The 24,056-nt window shown below is 45.3% G+C and carries 15 protein-coding genes; 11 read left to right on the forward strand and 4 right to left on the reverse strand.

Annotated features, from left to right (window positions below):
* The first annotated feature begins 876 nt into the window (after positions 1-876).
* A complete protein-coding gene (locus RIE73_RS07785; protein ID WP_446400651.1) occupies positions 877-1,089 on the forward strand; it encodes a hypothetical protein in 213 nt (70 codons plus the stop codon).
* A 162-nt stretch (positions 1,090-1,251) separates the two neighbouring features.
* Complete coding sequence (locus RIE73_RS07790; protein ID WP_446400652.1) at positions 1,252-2,019, forward strand: DUF928 domain-containing protein; 768 nt, start codon at positions 1,252-1,254, stop codon at positions 2,017-2,019.
* Between the two features lie 93 nt (positions 2,020-2,112).
* Here the strand turns inward: RIE73_RS07790 and RIE73_RS07795 are convergent, their stop codons facing one another.
* Positions 2,113-3,660, reverse strand: coding sequence for an anthranilate synthase component I (locus tag RIE73_RS07795; RefSeq protein WP_446400653.1), 1,548 nt, complete (start codon positions 3,658-3,660; stop codon positions 2,113-2,115).
* Positions 3,661-4,045: 385 nt separating this feature from the next.
* On the opposite strand from RIE73_RS07795, the gene RIE73_RS07800 reads away from it, so the two are divergent.
* The gene (locus RIE73_RS07800) at positions 4,046-6,130 is read left to right on the forward strand and encodes a cation:proton antiporter domain-containing protein (RefSeq protein ID WP_446400654.1); all 2,085 of its coding nucleotides are present in this window, start codon (positions 4,046-4,048) and stop codon (positions 6,128-6,130) included.
* Between the two features lie 160 nt (positions 6,131-6,290).
* On the opposite strand, the gene RIE73_RS07805 is transcribed toward RIE73_RS07800, so the two are convergent.
* Entirely contained in the window at positions 6,291-6,644 is a 354-nt protein-coding gene (locus RIE73_RS07805; RefSeq protein ID WP_446399187.1) for a DUF433 domain-containing protein, read from the reverse strand.
* Between the two features lie 125 nt (positions 6,645-6,769).
* On the opposite strand from RIE73_RS07805, the gene RIE73_RS07810 reads away from it, so the two are divergent.
* From RIE73_RS07810 to RIE73_RS07820, 3 genes are all read left to right on the forward strand, one after another.
* A complete protein-coding gene (locus tag RIE73_RS07810; protein ID WP_446400655.1) occupies positions 6,770-7,537 on the forward strand; it encodes a peroxiredoxin-like family protein in 768 nt (255 codons plus the stop codon).
* Positions 7,538-7,676: 139 nt separating this feature from the next.
* Positions 7,677-10,487, forward strand: a complete 2,811-nt coding sequence (locus RIE73_RS07815) for a two-partner secretion domain-containing protein (protein ID WP_446400656.1) — start codon at positions 7,677-7,679, stop codon at positions 10,485-10,487.
* A 127-nt stretch (positions 10,488-10,614) separates the two neighbouring features.
* A complete protein-coding gene (locus RIE73_RS07820) occupies positions 10,615-13,434 on the forward strand; it encodes a filamentous hemagglutinin N-terminal domain-containing protein (RefSeq protein WP_446400657.1) in 2,820 nt (939 codons plus the stop codon).
* Positions 13,435-13,961: 527 nt separating this feature from the next.
* On the opposite strand, the gene RIE73_RS07825 is transcribed toward RIE73_RS07820, so the two are convergent.
* Complete coding sequence (locus RIE73_RS07825) at positions 13,962-15,035, reverse strand: hypothetical protein (protein WP_446400658.1); 1,074 nt, start codon at positions 15,033-15,035, stop codon at positions 13,962-13,964.
* Positions 15,036-15,493: 458 nt separating this feature from the next.
* Complete coding sequence (locus tag RIE73_RS07830) at positions 15,494-16,417, reverse strand: nucleoside hydrolase (RefSeq protein WP_446400659.1); 924 nt, start codon at positions 16,415-16,417, stop codon at positions 15,494-15,496.
* Positions 16,418-16,606: 189 nt separating this feature from the next.
* On the opposite strand from RIE73_RS07830, the gene RIE73_RS07835 reads away from it, so the two are divergent.
* The 5 genes from RIE73_RS07835 to RIE73_RS07855 all read left to right on the forward strand — a co-directional run bounded on the left by RIE73_RS07835 (position 16,607) and on the right by RIE73_RS07855 (position 24,019).
* Complete coding sequence (locus RIE73_RS07835) at positions 16,607-17,881, forward strand: AAA-like domain-containing protein (RefSeq protein ID WP_446400660.1); 1,275 nt, start codon at positions 16,607-16,609, stop codon at positions 17,879-17,881.
* A 345-nt stretch (positions 17,882-18,226) separates the two neighbouring features.
* Positions 18,227-18,850 carry a restriction endonuclease subunit R gene (locus RIE73_RS07840; protein WP_446400661.1) on the forward strand — a complete coding sequence of 208 codons (624 nt, stop codon included), beginning with the start codon at positions 18,227-18,229 and terminating at the stop codon, positions 18,848-18,850.
* A 271-nt stretch (positions 18,851-19,121) separates the two neighbouring features.
* The gene (locus RIE73_RS07845; protein WP_446400662.1) at positions 19,122-22,547 is read left to right on the forward strand and encodes a WD40 domain-containing protein; all 3,426 of its coding nucleotides are present in this window, start codon (positions 19,122-19,124) and stop codon (positions 22,545-22,547) included.
* 67 nt (positions 22,548-22,614) lie between these two features.
* The gene (locus tag RIE73_RS07850; protein ID WP_446400663.1) at positions 22,615-23,130 is read left to right on the forward strand and encodes a COP23 domain-containing protein; all 516 of its coding nucleotides are present in this window, start codon (positions 22,615-22,617) and stop codon (positions 23,128-23,130) included.
* Between the two features lie 4 nt (positions 23,131-23,134).
* Positions 23,135-24,019, forward strand: coding sequence for a S1 family peptidase (locus tag RIE73_RS07855; protein ID WP_446400664.1), 885 nt, complete (start codon positions 23,135-23,137; stop codon positions 24,017-24,019).
* The last annotated feature ends 37 nt before the right edge of the window (positions 24,020-24,056 follow it).

The raw sequence follows: 24,056 nt of genomic DNA on the forward strand, positions 1-24,056 counted from the left end.
GGTGTCGGGTGTCGGGTGTCGGGTGTCGGGTGTCGGGTGTCGGGTGTCGGGTGTCGGGTGTCGGGTGTCGGGTGTCGGGTGTCGGGTGTCGGGTGTCGGGTGTCGGGTGTCGGGTGTCGGGTGTCGGGTGTCGGGAAAAATTGACGCTTCGACTCCGCTCGGTGTTGACACCCTCGCGGAGTCGAGGTGTTGAACTTTAAAAAGGGAGTAACAAAAAACTCTATTGTTTATGCGTTGGCTCGCCTGGAGAGCGCTCACTCCTTACCCTATCTCCTCTTATGGGCTTTTGTGTTTCTTACCGATTTTCCCCACACCCCACACCCGGTTCCCCACACCCTGCCTACTTTTGACGCGAGCTTGTCACCCCTTCAGGTGAGGTATACAGATCCCCGACTTCTCCAAGAAGTCGGGGATCTGGCTGGGATAGAGTCTATTTGAGTTGTACAACTTAGGTGAAACTGAAAAAGCAAAGAGCATAACCTAAGAGTTATAAACCACAGACGTTTCGCCAATATTAAGTATTAGGAAAGAATGTTAATTAATCGTACAAATGATTTAGACGCGCTATATCTTTTTTACTCTGATTGTCAAATAATGTAAATTAGTGTAAATTAGTGATCTCTATAAACCTTGCTGTATATCATGTTACTTAGTAACCGGTTTAAGCCTGTAATCATTTTGGCTCTAAAAGAGCGGTTCAATAGTGTCCGACATCCCATAGCCGACACCCTGCCTACACCTCAATTAACTTATCAACTCTTCCGTTCCAGGGGAGCAGCAGCTCTGTCGCCCGATAGATATCTGACTGGAGGATTCCAGTTAAGATGCGCCTACTCCCTGAATGTAAACACGACAACGTGACCACTCTGGCAATTCTTGGCGAATGAGGAAATTCAGTGGGGTGCAAGTTCAACTGAGATTTGGCACTCTAGTGAGCAATTGGGATTATTGCGAAGATTACCCGGTAAAAACCCTGATTTTTCGTTGATGTACTCCTGTTTGTTGAGAATAATGCCCGATGGTAGCTCAGGTTCATCAAAAATCCCGGATGGGGATTATCCCAGGGCAGACTTAGATGTATTTTTGTGATCAACCCTACATAGAAAGACTTATTACAACAAAAATCTTCTCAATTTTTAGTCCTATGGGTTGAGTAAAATCAAGGGGTGAAGACTGGCTATTATAAACGAAATTGTTTAAGATTAATAGTGTCATTCGCCAAGGCATTTACTGTTCAAGAGGATTATGCTCATGACTTGGCAACATTACTACATTTATATTAGCTTCTTTGTCCTCAGTCTGGTGTGGAACATCCTGCCGATTGAGGGGCTAGCCGTGCAGGCGCAAGAGGTTACGTCGGGTAGAACTTTAGCCAGTCGCTCGATGGTGACGGTCAATTTCACACCGCCACCGACTGGTGAGCCACCCTTACCCAACAATACGGAAGGGGGAGGGACTCGTGATGGCGGATGTCCTCAAGATGCTAAGGCACTTGAGCAAACGATTACGCCTGTAATGCCCGCGACTCGCCAAGGATTGACCGTGGCAGAGCGCCCGACGTTTTTTGTTTACGTCCCCAAAACCACGGCGAAGCAAGCACTCTTTGTGCTGAAGGACGAAAACGAGGATTATTATTACGAAACCACCTTGCCCATGCCTAAACAGGCAGGGATTATCCGCGTCAAGCTCCCTGATGAAGCATCAAAGCTAGAAATAGGCAAAACCTATCATTGGTCGTTTCTGATGATATGTGGCGCACAAGTCACGCCCGATAGTCCTGGAGTCCAAGGCGTGATTAAACGGATTAAGCCAAATGGAACCTTAAATCAGCTAGACGGAGAACCTCTGCTGGAACAGGCTGTCCAGTATGGGGAAAATGGTATTTGGTTCGATACGCTGACAACCCTGGCTCAACTGCGGCAATCAAATCCACAGGATTCCTCGTTTCAAATGGCTTGGGCAGACTTGTTGAAATCGGTGGGACTCGACGCGATCGCCACTCAGCCCCTGGTTAATTGACATTCCCCAAATGAGATAGGGAAGCTGGGGAAGCAATGTAGAGACGTGCCATGGCACGTCTAGGAGCTGGGAAAGATTATTACTGATAGATTATTACTGATCTAGATTCAACGCATTAAGTTGAGCTTGGGCTTTTTGTAGAGACTCATACCATTCCTTTTGTGGATCACTGTCTGCCACAATCCCCGCACCTACTTGACCCCAAACCGTCGCCCCAGGTTGAGAATGGCTCGATTGACGATACAGCAACGTGCGAATCAAAATATTTAAGTCGAGATTTCCGCGCCAATCTAAATAACCGCAAGAACCGTAAAATAAATTGCGCTTGACAGGTTCAAGTTCTTCAATAATTTCCATACAGCGAACTTTCGGACACCCCGTAATGGTTCCTCCCGGAAATACACCTCGAATCAAGTCTATCGGGTCACACTTAGGACTAAGTGTTCCCATAATGTTGCTAACTAAGTGCATAACGTGGCTGTAGCGTTCAATAGTGAGAAGTTCATTCACTTGTACAGTTCCCCACTCACACACTCTGCCGATATCATTGCGCTCTAAGTCAACTAACATAATATGTTCTGCTCTTTCCTTGGTATTAGTAATTAACTCTTGGGCTAACTGCTCATCTTGAGTCGAAGTAGCGCCACGTTTTCGGGTTCCAGCAATTGGTCGAGTCTCAACTCTTGTCCCAGATAACTGAATCAATCGTTCCGGTGAACAGCTAATTATTGCACCCCACGGCGTTTGCCAATAACTGGCAAAGGGGGAAGGATTAATCTGTTGCAATGCTCGATAAATTGACCAGCTATCCAAAGCCGTATAGGCTTCAAACCGCAACGACAAATTCGCCTGGAAGATATCCCCAGCTTGAATATATCGTTTCGCTTGCTGCACCGCCGCCATATAATCATGCTGAGAGCTGTGAAAAATGGGCGTGATGGGATTACTTTTGTCCGGTTTTGGTGTATTCTTTACTCCTGTCTCTCTATCCGCTTCCTCTAGCTGATGTTGCAGGGAGTCAAGTTGAGCCGCATCCGTCGTCGCTAACCAGAGAATTTGCTGGTGATGATCCAGCACTGCAAAGGATTCGGGTTCATACCAGTAGGCGATGGGGAAAGGTAAAGGATCAGTGTTTAGGTGGGAGAGTTGCTCAATCTCCCAGGCTAAGTCATATCCCAGCCATCCTAACCACCCCCCGGTAAAGGGAAGTTCAGCAGGTACAGGTGATTCTGGCTTTTGTACTTGAAGCAGGCGGCGCAGGAAGGGTAGAATGTTTCCCACTGATGGTGTCCATAGTTGAGGTTGATTTTCCATAAAGCGAGGAGAACCCGCACAAATCGAATATCGAGCCAGATGGGTATTATGTGGCGTCACCGGGCTTTCTAAAAGAGTAGCAATGTGATAATTTTTAGCCAAATTTATTCCCCGTGTCGAATCTCCTCTAGGATGGAGAAACAGCGCCTTGAAGACGTGTGAACCACTACGCTTAGCCAGAGGAAGCTTGCGCCAATGCCAAGGTTGTATGGGGTTGCAGGAAGATGGAGTGGGTTCAAATAACTCAGTCGCGATCGCGGTATTCACATCTATTCTCTGGTAAAGGGGTATCTTGTGTTGGCAGCATCGATTCCCGTTTGGAACCATTGTCTCTTTTAGGATTGGATCAATCCAATTCAGCCCTAGACACCTTATCACAGCGTACCGTTGTCAGATCCTACTGTATTGTATGACGCCCAAAAGCTATCGCCTGTATCTATTCGGTTAGAGCAGTGGGATTGAAGTTAGATTGGCTCGGCAACAACGGCGGGTGATGTCGGACAATTTTTTTCTTATTCTGCGCCTTTTGGTTACAATATTTGTATACATCAACACTCTATAGAGAATAACAATTTAGTCACTTTCCTGAGCGAGTGAATTGACCTATCAGTCTTCAATATCCTAAGAATTCCGAAGCAATAGGTTCAAGCAAACTTGGGGAATTGAAGCATAAGCATCGATAAAATAGCGGCAATTTTTTAGCCGAAAGCTAATGAATGAATCTCTAACATTTTTACAAACAGGGCTACCCGAAGGTCCAATTGTTGCGTTTACCATTCTGCTGTTAGTCAGTTTAACCATTCCCCCCTTGTTCGAGCGCCTGGGATTGCCTGGGTTAGTCGGATTGCTGTTGGCAGGAGTCATCCTGGGTTCCAATGGGTTGCAGCTATTGGATGCTGACAGCGAAACCATGAAGCTGCTATCCGATATCGGCAAAATTTACCTGATGTTTGTGGCGGGGCTAGAAATTGACTTAGTGCAGTTCCGCAAGAAGAAACATCGGTCTTTAGTATTTGGATTGATGACCTTTATCGTACCACTCATCGCCAGTATGATGATTGGGCGATTCTTTGGTTTTGGTTGGAATACATCCCTGCTGATGGGTTCTTTATTCGCCTCCCATACTCTATTAGGCTATCCTATCGTCCAGCGCTTGGGTTTAGTTGAGAAAGAACCAGTCATTGTTACCATTGGCGCGACAATCTTTACCGACATCAGTGCGCTACTTGTCCTAGCCATCTGTGTTTCGATTAATGCGGGAGAGTTTTCTGTCTATAGTTTGTTCCAGCAATTGGTGTCATTAGCGATTTACACCGCCATCGTTTTATTTGGCTTTGACTGGATAGGGAAGGAACATTTTCGGCGGACAGGAGATGATGAGGGTAATCAATTTTTGTTCGTACTCCTGGCGGTGTTTCTAGCGTCAGTGGGGGCGGAAATTATTCAGGTGGATCAGATTGTCGGTGCCTTTATGGCAGGTTTAGCCGTCAATGATGTGGTGGGAAACTCACCCGTGAAAGACAAAGTGGAGTTTGTCGGTAGTGTTTTATTTATCCCCTTTTTCTTTGTAGACATGGGCTTACTTCTAGATATTCCTGTGTTTATCGAAAGCCTCACCACCAGTTTTTGGCTAACCCTAGCAATTGTCGTGGGATTACTGGGAAGTAAATTCATCGCCGCCGCGATCGCAAAAGTCCTCTACAATTACAGTTTGGACGAGATGATGGTGATCTGGTCTCTGTCTATACCCCAAGTCGCCGCCACACTAGCCGCCGCCTTGGTTGGTTTGCAGGTGGGGTTAATCACAGAAACCGTCTTTAACAGCGTCATTGTCTTGATGCTGATTACCTCTATCCTGGGTCCCCTACTAACCGGAAAATTTGCCCCGAAACTCCCTTTACCCAAAGCCAGCCCCAAAAGTAACCAGTCCAAACTTTGGTGGGAAAAACCTCACTCTAAACCGATAGAGGAACAAGAATCCGTTCCGTTTACGATAATTGTACCGGTGAGCAAAAGCCAAACCAAGGGGTATTTGATGGAAATGGCAGCCCTGATGGCGCGTCACCAATCCGGTCAAATTATACCGCTGTCCATTTCTCCAGCCCATACCTACATGGACGAACCTCAGATGCAGGTTAACCTGCGTCAAAGTCGGCGACTCCTAAACAAAGCGCTAACGGTGAGTTCGGAGTTTGAAGCTGATGCAAAACCTTTACTGCGAATTGAGAATGACATTGCCTCTGGAATTGTTCACACCGCCCGTGAACAAGATGCCAGTTTAATTGTCATGAGTTGGCGCAAAAATACCGGATTACGGGCACGTTTGTTTGGCACAATCATTAACCGAGTATTTTGGGCATCTCACTGTCCAGTTGCGGTAATGCGACTCTTAGATGAACCCGTCAACCTACGTAAAATTTTGGTACCCGCGAAGAATTTCTCGCCGCAAACCATACGCACAGTTAGGTTTGCTCAACTCCTAGCGGATACCCATCAAGGGGAGGTGAAACTGCTGCACGTTTGTCCGGCTAAAACAGCACCTTCTGACATAGCGGCGATTGAAGACGAGTATATCAGTATGCTGAATGTCACGGGAGGGCAGGTAAAATCAGAGGTGCAAGTGATTAAAGCTGACGATGTGGCGCTGGCGATTTTGAAGGTGGCTAAGTTAGCGGATATGGTCATTTTGCGCTCTTTGCGTCGCCGTACTATTGCGGGGTTAGCGGTGAGTGATATTACCACACAATTGATAAAGGAACTTAGCTGCTCATTAGTGTTGTTTGGAGAACCCTATTGAGTGTTGAATAACCAATACCAGAAAAAAAACTAATGCAGTCTGCGCTACCTGTAGGGACACGACATGTCGTGTCCCTACCAAGGTTAGAATCGCGGCGGAAGTTCTGTTACCAATCACTGTTTTGCCTACTATGAATACAATATCGCCGTGGAAGTTTTCATCACTCAGCCATTTCATGATTATTACTTTGTTTCTGCTGAGATAACAAGCGAGAACGAATTCCACTTAAATCAGGTTGAACGCTCACTAAACGCTGACGCACAGATTCAGCTAACTGCTCTTGACGGTTAAGATAGGCTTCCACAGCGTCTTGGTGTCGAAGATAATACCCAATTGTCGTATAAACATCAGATAACGATAGTGTTGAATAACGCTGAACAATGGATTCAGGAGAAGCACCATCCTGAAAAGCGCGAATCACTAACTCCAGCAAAACCCTTGAATTTCCGACTCGGATCGCTCCTGTTGAATCCTCAAAAAGAGGTGGCATTTCACGCTCTAAAGTCAGACTCATTTACTAATTTCTCCTACAGGTCTACATTATAAATAATCATAACTGAAATCAACCGCGATCGGATTGGGTATCAGTCGTTGTGATCACTGGCACAAAAATCTTTACTCATCACAGCTTTGCCTACTATGAATCCCTACACTATTATTCATCAAACTCAACGCCAACGAGTCAGCGATGGTATGACGCGATCGCTTCTAGAAAACTGCGAGAATGCGCCCCGCATCCTGGTACTCGTCTGGTCTCAACTCGGTGACTTTGACACCCTCGAATATGCCTTCTGGTTACAGCGAGAGGCTGAACAGTTGCAAGCTAAGGGAATCGCCATTCGCGCAGTAGGTATTGGCAATCTCGATTCAGGAAAACAATTTTGTCACTATACCGGATTTCCGGCGGAATGGTTGTTTGTTGATCCAGAGGCTCAATTGCATCGCCAGCTTAACCTCTATCCTGGGTTAAATCTCAAACTTCCGGGACTCTCTACCACGCAAAGGGCTTGGTTGAATCTACTCTTAATGTGTGCGGGGATTGGTAGCCCCGGTACACTCGCCGAAGTATTTCGCGGTTATCGGGGCGATCGCAACGCCCCTCAGCTTATTGGCGATGAGGAAGTCATCAAAGCCAAACCCTTACCCCCACTCAAAGGCTCATTTTTTCAATTCGCTGGGGGACGTGGATATCAGCGCCCCTTTGAACTAGCCACCTTAAGACTACGGAATATGGGAGAAGTATTGAGCCATTGGCAAACTTACGTTCCCAATCCCGCCTACATGACACAACGAGGTGCAACCTTCCTATTTGATACAGACGGTAACCTACTGTACGAACATCGCGATCGCGGAATACTCGGCTTCGCAGCCAACATGAGCCGCCCCTTATCATGTTTAAACATGTAATTGCGCTTGTAGTTGCGCTTGTAGTTGCGCTTGTAGTTGCGCTTTAGCGCCAGTTCATCGTCACGCTGAAATCCACATTAGTAACTAGGAATAGAGGAGTAGCGAAGTGTAAAACTATACGAAAGGACAAACCCCACTCATGAACCATTATTCCCCCACGCCATACCACCATTTCCGCTGGACACTTAGCCATCTTATCCTCAGCCTTCTCACCCTCATCAGCACAGCCAATGCCGAAATAATCCCCGATAACGATAAATTTTCAACCAACACCAACATTAGCAACGGTGAAATTCAAGGCGGAATCCGCACCGGAAATCATCTCCTCCACAGCTTCAAAGAATTTTCTCTTCCGACAAACGCCCAAGCCATCTTTAAACTGACCCCCCAAAACCTAGACATAGAAACCATTATCAGCCGCGTCACAGGCACCAAAACATCCATCATAGATGGCATCCTCGCCGCCGATGGCACCGCCAACCTAATCCTAATTAACCCCAACGGAATTATAATTGGCGCAAATGCCCAACTCAATATCGGTGGTTCCTTTTTAGCCAGTACCGCGAATAGTGTTATTTTTGCTGATGGCAGTGAATTCAGCACCACCAAACCCCAACTCCCCCCCCTGCTCACCATTAACGTACCCATTGGCTTACAGTTCGGTAAAAATCCAGCACCAATTATTCATCAAGCCAATAGTAACCTGTCAGTAAACCCCGGTCAGACCTTAGCACTGGTGGGAGGAAAATTATCATTAAATAGAACCAATCTAACAGCACCACAAGGGCGAATTGAATTAGGGAGTGTGGCAAGTTCTGGACTCGTTCATCTAACTCCAATAACCCCAGGTTTTACCTTCGACTATTCTGATATACCACAATTTGGCATGATTAACTTAACCGATGCCACAGCCGTTAATACCAGTGGTTTAGGTGGTGGCACAATTCGAGTGCGGGGGGGACAAGTCACCCTGACTCAAGGCTCCAAGCTAATCGCTGAAACCTTCGGGAATGTAAACGGCGGCGGGATTGATATTCAGGCAAATCAGGTAAAACTGCAACAAGGTTCCTTTGCTTCCACCTCTACATTTGGTGCAGGTGCAGGAGGCAATCTGACCCTTCGTGCTGACCAAGTAGACGTGACTGGCACAACCCCTTTAGAACCCTCACGGCAGATTTTATTCGCCACATTTAACCCACTGAATCTGAGTAATGGCTTATTTAGCGTCAGTGGTGGACAGGGTAATGCTGGACATTTAACCATTGAAACCGACCAATTGACTGTGCAGAACGGCGCGATGATATTAACCGCAGCCTTGGCTGAGGGTAAGGGTGGCAATTTAACCTTAAACGTTTCGGAGTTAGCCGATTTAACCAATGGGTCTCTGTTACTAACAGGAACCACGGATAAAGGAGATGCCGGTGATTTCACAATTACGGCTAATCAATTGAGAGTGCTAGACGGTACATCCCTAAGCACCACGCCTGGCGGTACCAGTCAGGGTCAAGGGGGAAATCTAACCGTAACCGCTGAATCAGTAGAACTCAGAGGAACTCCAGCCAACGCCGTTGTTCCTGGCGGGTTGTTCACAACAACGCTGGGTGCAGGGGATGCAGGGGATTTTACCCTGAATACAGGTCAACTCATCGTTGCGGATGGGTCACAAATCTCAGCCGCCGCCGCAGGTGGGGGACAGGGGGGAAATCTTAGGGTTAACGCCGATACGGTGGAATTGCGGGGGATTTCTGCGGATGGTCAGTTTTTGAGTGGGTTGTTCACTTCATCATCCCTATTAACTGTAGCCGGACAACAGGGAACAGCACCCGCTGGAGATTTAATGATTACTACGCGCCGCTTAAGTGTGCAGGATGGCGCTCAAATTTCCGCCGCCACAGGGAGTGCAGGGACAGCCGGAATGTTAACGATTAACGCGACGGAATCGGTAACCGTGGCGGGTGTGGCGACGGGTGTTGATCCCGGTGTCGAACAAGTCTCCTTTGGCATTATTGGGGATGGTATCGTACCCAGTGCGATTGAAGCCAATACCAGTGGTGCAGGTGGCGCTGGGGATTTGCAGATTCAAACCGGAACGTTAACTGTGAGGGATGGCGCAGAAATTGGTGTTAGGGGAACCGCATCGGGTGCGGCTGGTAACTTGGATATCATCGCCGATTCGATTTGGCTGGACAATCAAGGGGGAATCAGCGCCGCTACCGTGACGGGGACACAGGGAAATATTCGCCTCGACGCCTCAAATGTGTTACTGCGGCGCAATAGTCGGATTACCACGAATACCGAGACCAGTGATGGCGGTAATGTAACAATCGATACTAATGTGCTAGTCGCGATCGATAATAGTGATATCACGGCTAATGCTCGTCAAGGTCGAGGCGGTCGTGTTAGTATTACAGCGCAAGGTATTTTTGGCACTCAGTTTCGGGATGAACTGACCCCCAATAGTGATATCACTGCCACATCAGATTTAGGACCACAATTTAATGGTCTGGTAACGTTAAATATTCAGGGAATTGACCCGAATCGGGGATTAGTTCGGTTACCGGAAAACTTTACTCAACCCAGTGATCAAATTGCCACAGGTTGTGTCGCTGAAACCGGAAATTCCTTTGTCGTGACTGGACGCGGTGGATTACCCGAAGACCCCAGCCACATTTTACGTGGTCGAACCCTTTGGCAAGATTTGCGTTCTTTGGATTGGGATGCAGAAAATCTGGAGGAGATGGGACACGGAGAAAATCGACAGCAATCCCCATCATCAAGGGAGGAAATAAATCTAGAGAAAAACCAGACCTCTCGCCATGCTTCTATTGTAGAGGCTCAAGGATGGGTAATTGATGCGGATGGCACTATCGAACTGGTGGCGGATATGCCGAATAATAGACTGAGGGGGTTGGAGTTATCCAGAAAATCTTATTGTTATTCAATAAAATAGTAGGTTGGGTCTCGTACCTCGACCCAACAGAAGCCAATACTACAAGGGATAGAGGAGCAGGGGGAGCAATGTAGAGACGTAGCATGCTACGTCTGGGAGCAGGGGGAGAAAAAATTAACAATCACCTATGGGCAGTTTTATTCAGCAAAGATTATTTACATTACTGTTATTAACAGGAAGTCTGTTTAGTCGCTTACTGTTTTTGACTAATGTGGCTCACGCCCAGATTATACCTGATGAGACATTGCCCCAAAATACAAGCGTCACCAAGAATGGTAATATTAGTGAGATTCAAAACGGTACAAGAGTAGGCGATAATCTCTTCCACAGCTTTGCAGAGTTTTCTGTTTCTGAAGGTTCAACAGCGTTGTTTAACCTGGAAACGATTAATCAGGATGTCCAAAATATTATTAGCCGGGTTACAGGAAATAACCCATCAAAAATTAATGGCACAATTCAAATTAATAATGCCGCAAATTTATTTTTAATTAACCCTCAAGGTATTGTCTTTGGCGCGAACGCCCAACTCGATGTTGACGGCTCCTTTTTAGCCAGTACAGCCAATAGCATTCAGTTTCCCAATGGGCGGGAGTTTAGCGCCACGAATTCCTCAACCCCACCCTTATTATCGATTAATGTACCCATTGGCTTGCAGTTTGGTTCAAATCCGGCTCCAATCAGCAATCAATCGACGGCTGGCTTACAAGTCAATTCAGGTCAAACCTTAGCCCTAGTTGGTGGCGAACTGCGGTTTCCGGGAGGACATCTAACAGCCCCTCAAGGGCGGATTGAATTGGGGAGTGTTGGTGAAAATAGTTTTGTCCAGATTACGCCAACGATTAATGGCTTGACTCTGGGATATCAGGGGGTAGAGAATTTTCAAGATATAAACTTCTCCCAGCAATCTGTCGTCGATGTTAGTGGTACAGGTAGCGGTTTTATTCACATCCAAGGCGCTCAGGTGAACCTGACGCAAGCCTCACAGATTCGTGCAGATACACAGGCTAATATTGACGGCGGTGATATTACGATTCAAGCTGACCAATTAAACCTACAAGAAGGCGCTTTTGTCTCTGTATCTACATTTGGTGATGGTGTGGCGGGTCGCTTGATGGTAAATGCTGCATCAGTGGAAATTATTGGCATAAGAAATCTACAAGAAGTGTTGGATACACTGTTTGAGGAGAAAACAATTACCCTTCCGGAGTTGGGTACGGGTCTATTTTCCTTAAGTTTCGGATCTGGTGCGGCAAATAGCTTAATCATGAATACGGAAACCTTGAGTCTACGGGAGGGCGGTTTCATCTCAACCTCTCCCTTTAGCACGGGTGCGGGCGGCGATATGATGGTGAGGGCGTCTGAATCGGTAGAACTGGTGGGTTCAGAACTGTTTGCTGATAGTTATGGCAAGGGAGATGCAGGTCAACTGACCGTACAAACCCGACAGTTAAGGGCGAGCGAAGGAGGGGGAATATTTAACTCTACCTTTGATACAGGGCGTGGCGGAAATGTGCTGATTCAAGCCTCTGATTCGATTGAACTGAGGGGGACAACACCCGATGGTCGATTCAAAAGTGCGATCGCGTCTAATGCGTTTCAGGATGCAACTCAAGCTACGGGAACTGTGAGCATTGAAACTCGACGCTTAACCCTTCGGGAGGGGGCGGGAATTGGCGGTGCTACATTAGGTGCTGCTCAAGGCGGAACGATAAAGATTCAGGCGTCAGATCGGGTGGAACTGATTGGCACTTCTGCGAATGGTCGAGAATTGAGTAGTTTGAATACCCAAAGTTTTGGCACAGGTGCAGCGGGCGATATTGAGGTTTATACCCGACGATTAGTGCTGCGTGATGGTGGAGTTATCTCAACCACCACCCAAGATGCTGGGCGGGCGGGACGATTAGTGGTTAGAGCCTCGGAGTCTGTAGAACTAAGCGGTATTTCCGCCGATGGTAAGTTTCCCAGTAGTTTGCGCTCAGATGCATCGTCTGATTCTGTTCCCAGTGGCTTTATTCCACCCCCTAGGACTGAGGTATTGGGGGAAGCAGGAGATGTGACGATTGAGACAGGACGTTTAATTATCCGAGATGGAGCGGAAGTCACAGTCAATGGGGAAAAGTTAGCCGCCGCGGGAAACTTGGGAGTTGATGCTAGTTTAATTGGGTTAAGGAACGGAGGTACAATTTCAGCGACGACGGTTGCAGGAACCGGCGGGAATATCACTCTTCAGGCGCAGAATTTGTTGCTACAGAACCAGAGTCAAATCAGCACGAATGCTGAGAATGCGAATGGTGGTAATATTACGATTGATACAGGGAATTTAGTCGCACTTAATAATAGCGATATTAGTGCCAATGCTCAAGCGGGAGCAGGGGGTCGGGTTACGGTTAATGCATTTGGTATTTTTGGCACGCAGTTTCGAGACATGTTAACTCCAGAGAGTGATATCACGGCGACATCAGCACTTGGACCTGAGTTTAAAGGGATAGTCAATATCAACATAGAGGATATTGATCCCAATCAAGGATTAGTCCGCTTACCAGAAAACTTTACGGAACCCAGCAACCAAATTGCCACAGGTTGTGTTGCGGATCAAGGTAATTCCTTTGTGGTAACTGGGCGGGGAGGGTTACCTGAAGATCCCACTCAAACCCTGCGAGGTCGAACAGTTTGGCGGGATTTGCGGACGCTGGCGTTGAATGAAGACGAAGGAAATTATGTAGAGACGTTGCATGGAACGTCTGGGAGTGGGGGAGCTGCTAGTAGAGACGTTCCGGTGGAACATCTGGAAGCTGGGGAAGAATCTCCTTCTGAGCGTCGCTCACCCATCGTAGAAGCTCAAGGATGGATCATTAATTCTCAAGGTCAGGTTGAGTTAGTGGCTCATGTTCCGGATGTTATTAATCCCCTAAATGATTGGTATAACTCAGCAACATGTTTAAACTGAAGTTCCCCAATCCAAATTTGTAAATTATTTGTAACATAAACGGCAGCATTGAATCACTCAAATGTAAATTTCCATATCATTTACTTGTACTTTCTAATAAAGGTGATACATTAGGAATTGAAGCTTAAAGGCTTCTAATCACAGACATTGAACAACATGATCTAATTAGGAGGTATAAACCCAACTGAGAAAATTTATATCTATTTCCTCATTTATAAGTAACAGCAACGCTCAATCAATTGCTGAGATTTCCTAAAATTGTCAACCAGGGAGATTAAGCACTTAATAATTAAACGTTTAGTGCAACTCCAGATAGAATTAACCTAAACAGGAAATCATTCAAGCGATTCAATTTGAGAGTTGCTGTTGATTTGTTATTAGTCATTCGTCATTGGTGGTATTTGTTGTACTCGCTTCTGTTCAAGCCAGCCAAGTTATTTGTTAAACGCAGACTGAACGATAAAATTATAGAACCCTTCTTTTCCAGATGGTAGAGACGTTGCATGCAACGTCTCTACAAGACTACATTACTCTTGCTCTTGAAACACATCACAGGAGAACATCTCCGTTAATGTCCGCAGATAGGGTAAAAAAGTTGCCATATTTTCCGGAGATAGGCGATTATACATTTCCCAACCAATGGCTTTGAGCATGTCCTGCACTAAACGCCAGCCCACACGCAGACGCGGATAAAGCATGACGCATAATGGAAACAGTTCTCGCTGCACCGCCCGAATGTCATCTTCTAAGACACACAGACACAGATATACCTGAAACATTTCCACGTCGCGGATACTGGCAATTCTCACCGTTTTGCTCATCAACGAACCACTGTAGGTTTCGTAGTTGGGATTCTGACGGCAAACTTGTTGACAAACGGAAATAGCCAGTTTCGTACTGATGGGTAAGAGATTTTGCACCGCTAATAGCGCCGATGAATTGTAGGGATGGTTGGCAGCCGCATCATACGCCGCTTGTAGGGGCATATACATGTGGTCATCCATTACCTTTAAATAAGGAAGCCACAGTTTTTGTTCCGGTGGGGAGAGCCACTCGAGTAATTTTTGACCCGTATAGTGGAACTGCATACTGACAAACCCGATCGCACGGCGGTCAACACTCGTATATTTTTGGCGAACTTGACCAAAATCTTTGCCGACAATCACCGATAAACGTCGGGGTGTTGCGCGTTGTGCATAAGCATTCGCCGTCTTTTGAAACAGATAACGGGTATCAGCGGCAATTTCTAAGGGATTGACTAATTCAGGATTAATACCATGACGCCGAATTTCCTCCGATAGCAGCGTTTCGGTCAATGACCAGGCTTGAGCGCTGGCAAAGTTGAGCTTTTGCATCATTTTCTCTGCCGTGCTTTTTCTGCCTTCGAGTGAGGCAGTTTCCTTAAGATCTGCCGCCGTTAAACTGGAGACTGACTCATCTTTGTCTTGGTTGGTAACAGCCGTATAATATTTCCTCGCCCAAAGCACCGCCAAGGAATGAACATTCGATGTTGACGAGTTGGGTGGTTTGCCACCAGTAGAACGCTGACGCGGTGTCGGCTGGGACACGGAACGTTCTGTGGATGCGATGGAATAGGTCATGGTAAAAATCCCGTTACACTCTCATTTCCCTTCAATGGAGAGGATACAAAAAAACTAATTTGTCTCACCTGGGGTTAGGTGAGAGTCAATCAACACTGAATTATGTATCCTCTCGGCGTTAAAAAAGTCGGATGTTATGTAGAAACTTTAAAAGAGCAGAGTCCGCGTCTGAACCCTTGTCCCTGACAAGGAGGGGTTCGAGTTGCGACAACGACTCTGCTCAAAAATCGCTTCTGTCATATTTTTGCTGTTTTTATCATTCATAATACAGGATTATCACCATTATTAAAAGAAATGAACCATTCTCATTTAGTTTTCACCCAGCGGGTGAGACTGGCAGGGGATTACCCCTCAATCGCCTTCCAGGAAAGGGTTAATGGTTAATTGGGTGGGGGAGGCATGATTCTCAGATAACTTGGCTGAGCGTGAGTAAGGTGACTTAAATCACACTTTCCATGTTACCTTGCCCACTGATGTAAGAGATAGGAGTAGTATTCTGTCTTATCGACGGTATCCAGCACCCGAATCCGTTTTCCTCCCGCCTCAACCTGGATACGACCTTGACTGGAACCCTGAGGAATCACAGTGGTTTCCCAGTCTTGCCAAGTAAAAAACTCCGGATGGGCGAGATAGGTGGTGGCGAGAACGTCCCAGAAATAATAGTCTTGGGGAATTACTAAGGCGTAACATTGACCCGCAAAATCAGAAATGGGATGGTGACGCTGTTTCCCCAATTTGTAAACAAACTCAGAGGTAACCGGGACAGTATTGGTCAAGTCAAGGGGACAAAGGACAATCGGAATTTGAGTTTGCCAGATTTGGTGGACGGCGAGGGGGTCCCAGTAGGCGTTCCATTCGGCTGAACCGTCTTGTCCGGGTTCTAGGCTTTTTTCTACATTACCAGGAACATGAATTGCACCCCCCATCCAGACGATTTGCTCAATCTTCGCTGCGATATTCGGGGCAAGGTTTAAGACGGTGGCGACAGTGGTGAGAGGTCCTGTCACCATCAGGGTAACAGGTTGGTCAGCCGTTTGCAGCGATCGCACGATAAACTCTTGACCGGTTTCGGTTAGCAGGGGGGTTTGGATGGCGTCATTCTGGTTAAGAATTGGCAGATGATCCACAATAAACGCATCCCGGCGGTAAAGGGGAGGAAAGGGATTAATCCCGCGTACCGTACTCTCGGCAACGGGGATATGAGAACATCCGATTAGGTCTAAAATTTTGCGCGTGGCGTTAACGGCGGGTTGAATATAGCAATCAGCCGGAGTGACAACGATACCTAAAGGTTGGATGTGATCCATTGTCATTAGCAAGACGGTTGCCAAGTAATCATCGACACCGCCATCATGATCCATCAGAACAAGAGGTTTGGACACGAGGAGGAATTTTCCGCAAGCAATACACTTGATTATTATCCCTCAATTCTCATCCTTGACCAGATCCCCGACTTCTTGAAGAAGTCGGAGATCTAAATTACCTGACTTATGTCTGACTTATATCTGACTTGGCGGGATGAGAGGGATGAGAAGACTATGATCACAGCAGGGTGATTCAAGTGTTTAATCATGTCGCGATCGCTAAAAGTTGCTCCCCAGTATATCGAAACAGTCAAAGCTGCACTACAGCGAAATCGTTTTGCGCGTCAGCGAGACTTAGCCGAGAGTGTACAGCTTTCTCTCTCCACCGTCTCCAATTTCCTCAATGGTAAACCTGTTGATTATTTAAATTTTTATGAACTTTGCCATAAGTTGGGGCTGGATTTAGAGGACATTGCTGATTTCTCTGTCGCCGATAAGAACTCATCTTTAGCAATAGAGGTGGATGAAGAACAGACAGATACTAAACCCGAAGTCTCTACCTATATCCTGCGTCCTCCCAGCGAATCGCGTTGCTATGAAACCATAGTCAAGCCCGGTTCCCTACTGCGAATTAAAGCGCCAAAGCGGATGGGAAAAACCTTGCTCATTGATAAGATTCTCGAACGGGCAGTTAAAGAAAATTATCGCACTGTTCGCTTGAATTTACTCCAAGCTGATCAAGCCGTTTTGCGCGGACTAGATGAATTTTTGCGCTGGTTTTGTACGTTTGTCAGTCGGCGGCTAAAATTACCGACTCAACTGGCAGAGTATTGGGAAGAAGGGTTAGGAAGTTCTCAGAATTGTACAATTTATTTTGAAGATCATCTGTTATCTCAATTAGACCAGCCCTTAGTCTTGGCGTTAGATGATGTTGATCGAATTTTTCCCTATCCTAAAATTGCCCAAGACTTTTTTGGGATGCTGCGAGTTTGGCATGAGGAAGCAAAAACTAGCCGAATGTGGCAGAAGTTGCGGTTAGTGATTTCCTATTCTACCGATGTTTATATCCAGCTTAATACGAATTGTTCACCGTTTAATGTCGGTGTGCCAATTGAATTGCCAGAATTCAGACCCGAACAAATGCAAGAGTTAGCCGAACAACAAGGATTAGATTTGGATAATTCTCAGGTGACTCAGTTACTAGAGATGGTAGGAGGACATCCCCATCTGATTCAGCTTGCCATTTATTCCCTCACTCATGAAAATATTACGTTTGAACAACTCTTGCAAACGGCTGCTACCGAATCAGGAATTTACAGCAATCATTTACGAGGACAGTTGTGGAATTTACAACAGTATCCTGAGTTAGCCGCAGCGATGAAAACGGTAGTTGAGGCAAATTGTCCTATACCATTGGAATCGATGCTGGCGTTTAAGTTACAAAGCTTAGGTTTAGTGCAATTAGAGAATAATTATGTTAAACCGCGTTGCTTGCTATATTCCCAGTATTTTTCCCAGAAGCTTAGAGGTAGGGAAACATAAATCAACAGGAACCTCCTTTGGCTACGGCGATTGAAATCGCTGCTACACAAACATAGGCGAAGCTAACCCGAATTTGGTATTACCCTCTTTGACTACGGCGATTGAAATCGCTGCTACACAAACAAAGTCCGCCGGCGCGGACTAAATTATAAAGTATTACCACCTTTGACTACGGCGATTGAAATCGCTGCTACACAAACAAAGTCCGCCGGCGCGGACTGGGTTATCACGGAGGTAACTAACCCAGATTTTGTATTAGCCCAAAAAAGGGTTTACCTATTGCGTCATCACAAAATTAGTCCGCTTATAGTTCAGCCGAAAATGCTGTTTACAGGAGGTAAGTTTATGGTTGAAACCATCGCTGTCCAGAAAATTAATCTCGATGACTTAATCAGCCAATTTGGTTTAGAACGTATCGATGATCTGCAATTCTTCCCAGAATGGCAAGATGACTTACCTGAACTCACTGATTCAGAACGACAAGCCTTAGATGAAGTTAAAGGTGACTATCTACACTTATCTCGATATACCATCCTTGAACCCATTGTTAAACTTGTAGTTTTGTCACCCTTATTGAAACTGGCAGGATTTTATCGTCCGCCATTTTATCTTGCGGCTGAGAAGGAGGTAGAAATTGTCTCGGAGGATGAGGAACTGATAATTAAAGGGCGTCTTGACCTTTTGGTTTTTACCCCTGAGTTTTGGATACTGGTAATTGAGGCAAAAGGGGCAAAATATTCCTTAGATGCCGGGATACCGCAAGCTTTAACTTATATGCTGGGTCATCCTAATCCTAACCAACCTGCATTGGGATTGGTTACAAACGGTATGGATTTTATTTTTTTGAAGCTGATCAAACAGGATAGACCAAGATATGCTGAGTCCTATCCATTTTCACTCAGACGCGGAGATGACATTTATACTGTACTGAGGATTTTAAAACGGTTTAGCCAATTACTCAGTCAATAGAAATTGTTATCAACAATACGGTGTAATTAGAGTGGCGTGGCACAGCAAATTTGATGAAATAGTAGGGGCGTTTAGATGTTATTGGTGTCAATTTAAGCCAGAAAACCCCTCACCCCCAGCCCCTCTCCCACCGTGGGGAGAGGGGAGTAAGGGTTATGATCTATTCCATCATTTTAGGTTGTAGGTTTGGTTTACGAAAGAAACCCAACAAAATCCAAGTTTTATTTCTTAAAGCAATATAGTGTCCACTACTACGAAGGACAAATGACCAATGACTAATTACGAATATCAATTTAGCGGAAGTTTAGCGGCTGATGCTCCCAGTTATGTAAGGCGTCAAGCCGACCAAAATCTTTATCAGGCTTTAAAGGCTGGGAAATTTTGCTATGTGTTGAACTCGCGGCAAATGGGAAAATCTAGCTTGCGGGTGCGAACCATGCAACAATTGGAAAAAGAAGGGGTAAGATGTGCTGCAATTGATCTGACAATAATTGGCAGTGATAATAATAATGTTACCCAATCCAATTGGTACATGGGGATAGTTTACGAATTAGTCAGAAAGTTTAAACTATCGGGTAAAATTAACACAAGTACATGGTGGAAAGAGCGGGAATCGTTATCACCTGTGCAGCGCTTGAGTAATTTTTTTGAGGAGGTACTGTTAGCTGTAATATCAACCAAAATTGTTATTTTTATCGATGAAGTTGATACGGTACTCAGTTTAGGGTTCTCAACCGATGATTTTTTTGCTTTAATTCGGGGATGTTACAATCAACGGGTTGACAATCCAGCTTATAACCGATTGACATTCTGTCTACTGGGTGTAGCAACGCCTTCAGATTTTATTCAGGACAAAAATCGCACACCATTTAACATTGGTTGTGGAATCGAACTCTGTGGTTTTAAACTAGAGCAAGCACAACGATTAGCTAATGGATTAGTGGGTAGAGTAGATAATCCTTATACTATTTTAAAAGAGGTTTTGTCTTGGACAGGAGGACAGCCATTCCTCACCCAAAAGCTTTGTAAAATTGTTTATGATGCTTGTGGAGAATCCCAAGTTTCTTTCAAGCCAGGAGAGTCAGAGAAAGAATGGGTGGAAAAGTTAGTGCGATCGCACATCGTTGAAAACTGGGAATCTCAGGATGATCCAGAGCATTTGAGGACAATCCGTAATCGCATCCTGAGCAATGAACAAACTGCTGGGCGACTGTTGGGATTGTACCAGAAGATTTTGCAACAGGAAGAGATTGTCGCTAATGATAACAAACAAATGGAATTGCAACTGTCCGGTTTGGTGGTTAAACAGCAGAGTAGGCTAAAAGTTTACAATCGAATCTACCAAGAGGTTTTTAACCAGAGTTGGGTGAATCAGGTTTTAGCAAATTTGCGACCTTACTCTGAGGATATAACGGCTTGGTTAGCTACTAATTGCCAAGACGACTCACGATTGTTGCGGGGCAAAAAATTACAAGAAGCATTGGCATGGAAAATCAATAAAAGCTTGAGTGGTCAGGATGAACAATTTCTGGATGCTAGCCAAGCTCAAGAAAAACGAGAATTGCAAAATAAAACAACACAGATTATTCGTGCAGGGAGTATTGGACTGACTCTAATCTTGGTAACGTCAGTAACCGTAGTGGGATGGACAACCAACTATGCTAAACATCAAATAAAACGAGCGAATATTGCCGAACAAGATGCCCAACTTAATACCATGAGTACATCTTCTGAGGCACTCTTGCTTTCAGGTAACACGTTGGAGGCACTAATAGCAGGTTTAAGGGCAGGAATCCAACTCAAAGAGGTAGTTGATGTCACTCCTGATACTCGAATTCGGGTTGTAACAGCATTGCATCAGGCGTTTTCTGAAATTCAAGAGCGTAATCGGTTACAGGGACATAGTGACAGTGTGTCTGACTTAAGTTTTAGTCCTGATGGACAGACTCTTGCTTCTGCTAGCGCTGATAAAACAATTAAACTCTGGAGACGTGATGGAACATTGCTCAAAACTTTCCCAGAAGATAGCGGTCAGGTTAATAGCGTCAGTTTTAGCCCTGACGGGAAAACAATTGCCTCCGCTAGTGCTGATCATACGATTAAGCTTTGGAGTCGTGATGGAATTATACTCAAAATTATGCAGGGACATAGTGATAGTGTCAGATGTGTTCGTTTCAGTCCTGACGGGAAGACTATTGCTTCTGCCAGTGCGGATAATACGGTCAAACTGTGGAGGCATGATGGAACATTATTAAAAACATTACAAGGGCATAGCGGTCTGGTATGGAGTGTAAGTTTCAGTCCCGATGGACAAACAATTGCCTCAGCTAGTGCTGATCATACGATTAAGCTTTGGAGTTTAGAGGGTCGTCTTGTAAAAACGCTTGAAGGGCATAAGAATAGCGTTTTTACGGTGAATTTTAGTCCAGATGGACAGACCATTGCTTCTGCTGGTGCCGATCAAACGGTTAAACTTTGGAACTTAGAAGGCAAAATACTCAAGACTTTACCTGAACATAGTGGTTTGGTTTGGAGCGTCAGATTTAGCCATGATGGCAGGACAATAGCTTCTGCTAGTGCCGATAAAACGGTTAAACTCTGGAGTCTGGAAGGCAAGTTGCTCAAAACTCTACAAGGGCATACAGATAGTGTTTTAAGCGTAAATTTTAGTCCAGATGGACAGACAATAGCTTCTGCTAGTCAGGATAATACCGTCAAATTCTGGAATCGCGATCGCAATTCTATCCAAACCCTTTCAGGAGAAATGGCTTGGGATGCAAGTTTTAGTCCGGATGGACAGATGATTGCGTCTGCTAGTCGAAACAACGCCATTAAACTCTGGAGTCAGTCAGGTGAATTACTCAAAACTCTCCCAGGACATACTGATCAGGTATATAGTGTGAGTTTTAGTCCCGATGGACAAACCATTGCTTCTGCTAGTGCCGATCAAACAGTTAAACTCTGGAGTATAAACGGCACCTTGCTGAAAACGTTTCAGGGGCATAGGGGTAGTGTTTGGAGCGTGAGTTTTAGTCCCGATGGACAAACCATTGCTTCTGCTGGTGCAGATAAAACAGTTAAACTTTGGACTTTGGACGGTCACTTGGTTAGCACTCTCCAGGGACATACTGATCAGGTGTATAGTGTGAGTTTCAGTCCCGATAGTAAAACAATTGCCTCCGCTAGTGCTGATCATACGATTAAGCTTTGGAGGCGAAATGGCACATTGCTCAAAACGATTCCAGCACATAGCGCTGGTGTACTCAGCGTGAGTTTTAGTCCCAATGGTCAAACCATTGCCTCCGCTAGTGCGGACAATACGATCAAACTCTGGAATCAAGATGGCACTTGGCTCAAAACGTTACCGGGACACAGCAATTGGGTGAATCGCGTGAGTTTCAGTTCAGATGGTCAAATCCTCGCTTCAGCGAGTGAGGACAAAACCATAAGACTGTGGAACCGGGATGGCATTTTACTCAAAACCCTTCAGGGACAAGGGAAAGCCTTCAATAATGTAAGTTTCAGTCCCGACAATAAGACCATCATTTCCAGCAGTGGGGGAGATGAGGTAACCCTATGGAACCTGAATCTTGATGATTTACTGGTACACACTTGTAATTGGTTGCACGACTATTTGAAAACGAACCAAAATATTAGTGGAAGCGATCGCTATCTTTGCTATGAATCTGACCGATAGCCAATGATACTTTTGTTCTAGCTATACCTTGGATCTAAGCGAGAAGAAGATTATGAAAAACCGATTGATGAGTAGACTACTGATTGCACTCCTAATTGGATTCGGTGCAACTGTGACTCTTAGCCAGAGTGGAAATACTCAAGCTGGCGATATCACAATGTATTGTGGCAAACATAACGGAGTAGACGCGACCATGGTGCAAAATCCAGAGAGAACTTACCCCCTGATTCTGTGGGTATCAACTCTCGGAGGTCATACCCCTAGAGAACGCTGTCAAATTATATCTCCCAGGTTTCAGACTTACATCATAGAACAGGGAATGGAGCATATTATGCTTGACCCAGCCAGTAATTCTCCTGTCCTTTGTGCCAGTAGGGATCGATACAGTGGTTGTGAAGCCTTACTATTTACGCTGAAGTCGAGGGCTGATGCCAATCGGATTATTCAGCAGTTAAAAAACCTTTCTCGATATGTTGGAAGTCCGATATCTCAAGCTGGGTCAAATCCGGTTTACTTTAATTTAAAGCAATACCTCAGAGATCTCTCACCTGAGAATAGGAACAATCTTCTATTAGAGCAGTAAATTAATGGCTAATGCAGCCAAAATGAATTGGTACTTACTGATCATGGTTACCTGTACTGGGAGTCTATTGATTACTCTATCAGTAGTCGTCCTGAATGTCAGTTTTTCTAATCCTAGAGATGTCTTTCCCATCCAAATTGGACAAAAGCAAGATACGCTATCTGTAAAGCAACTGGATGATTTAGCCCAAACTTTTACCGTTAAAGTCTTGTCAAAAGATACCTGGGGTTCAGGGGTTATCTTATACAAGCAAGGGCAGGTCTATACAGTTTTAACGGCTGAACATATACTGGTAGAAGGAGACTCCCATCGGATTCAGACTCCTGATGGTCATCTCTATCGAGCTAATTGGTTACAGACTATCCACCTTAATGGTAATGATTTAGCCCTATTACAATTTCAGAGTCCCGATGAGTCTTACCCAGTCGCCTCTCTAGATACTTCATATACGTTAACAGTAGGTGATCAAGTGTTTGCCGCAGGATTTTCCTCAGAAGCTGAACCATCAAACCCAAAAGGGTTTGTATACACAACTGGGCAAATCTCACTTTTACCTGAGCAAGCCTTTGAGAGAGGTTATCAAATAGGGTATACCAATCGGGTGGAAAAGGGGATGAGCGGGGGACCCTTGCTTAATTATCAGGGTAAGCTTATAGGTATCAATGGTATGGATAAGTATCCTCTTTGGGGAAATCCTTATGTTTTCAAAGATGGCTCTGTACCTTCAACAGAAGTACAGCAGCAAATGCGTCATCTGAGTTGGGCAATTCCCCTGCATACTTTTGTCGAGCTAGTTCCGGAATCATTGAAGTCAAGTTTAGTCGTGTCACCGCTTTTTTATGAACAAATTTATCGGGAAAACAGTTTGATGAGTACAGTTAAAGAATGAAGTAAAAAACGACTACAAACTTTGATGGAGGTGCATA

It is taken from the genome of Coleofasciculus sp. C1-SOL-03 (assembly GCF_040220555.1).
Classification (GTDB): domain Bacteria; phylum Cyanobacteriota; class Cyanobacteriia; order Cyanobacteriales; family Coleofasciculaceae; genus Coleofasciculus.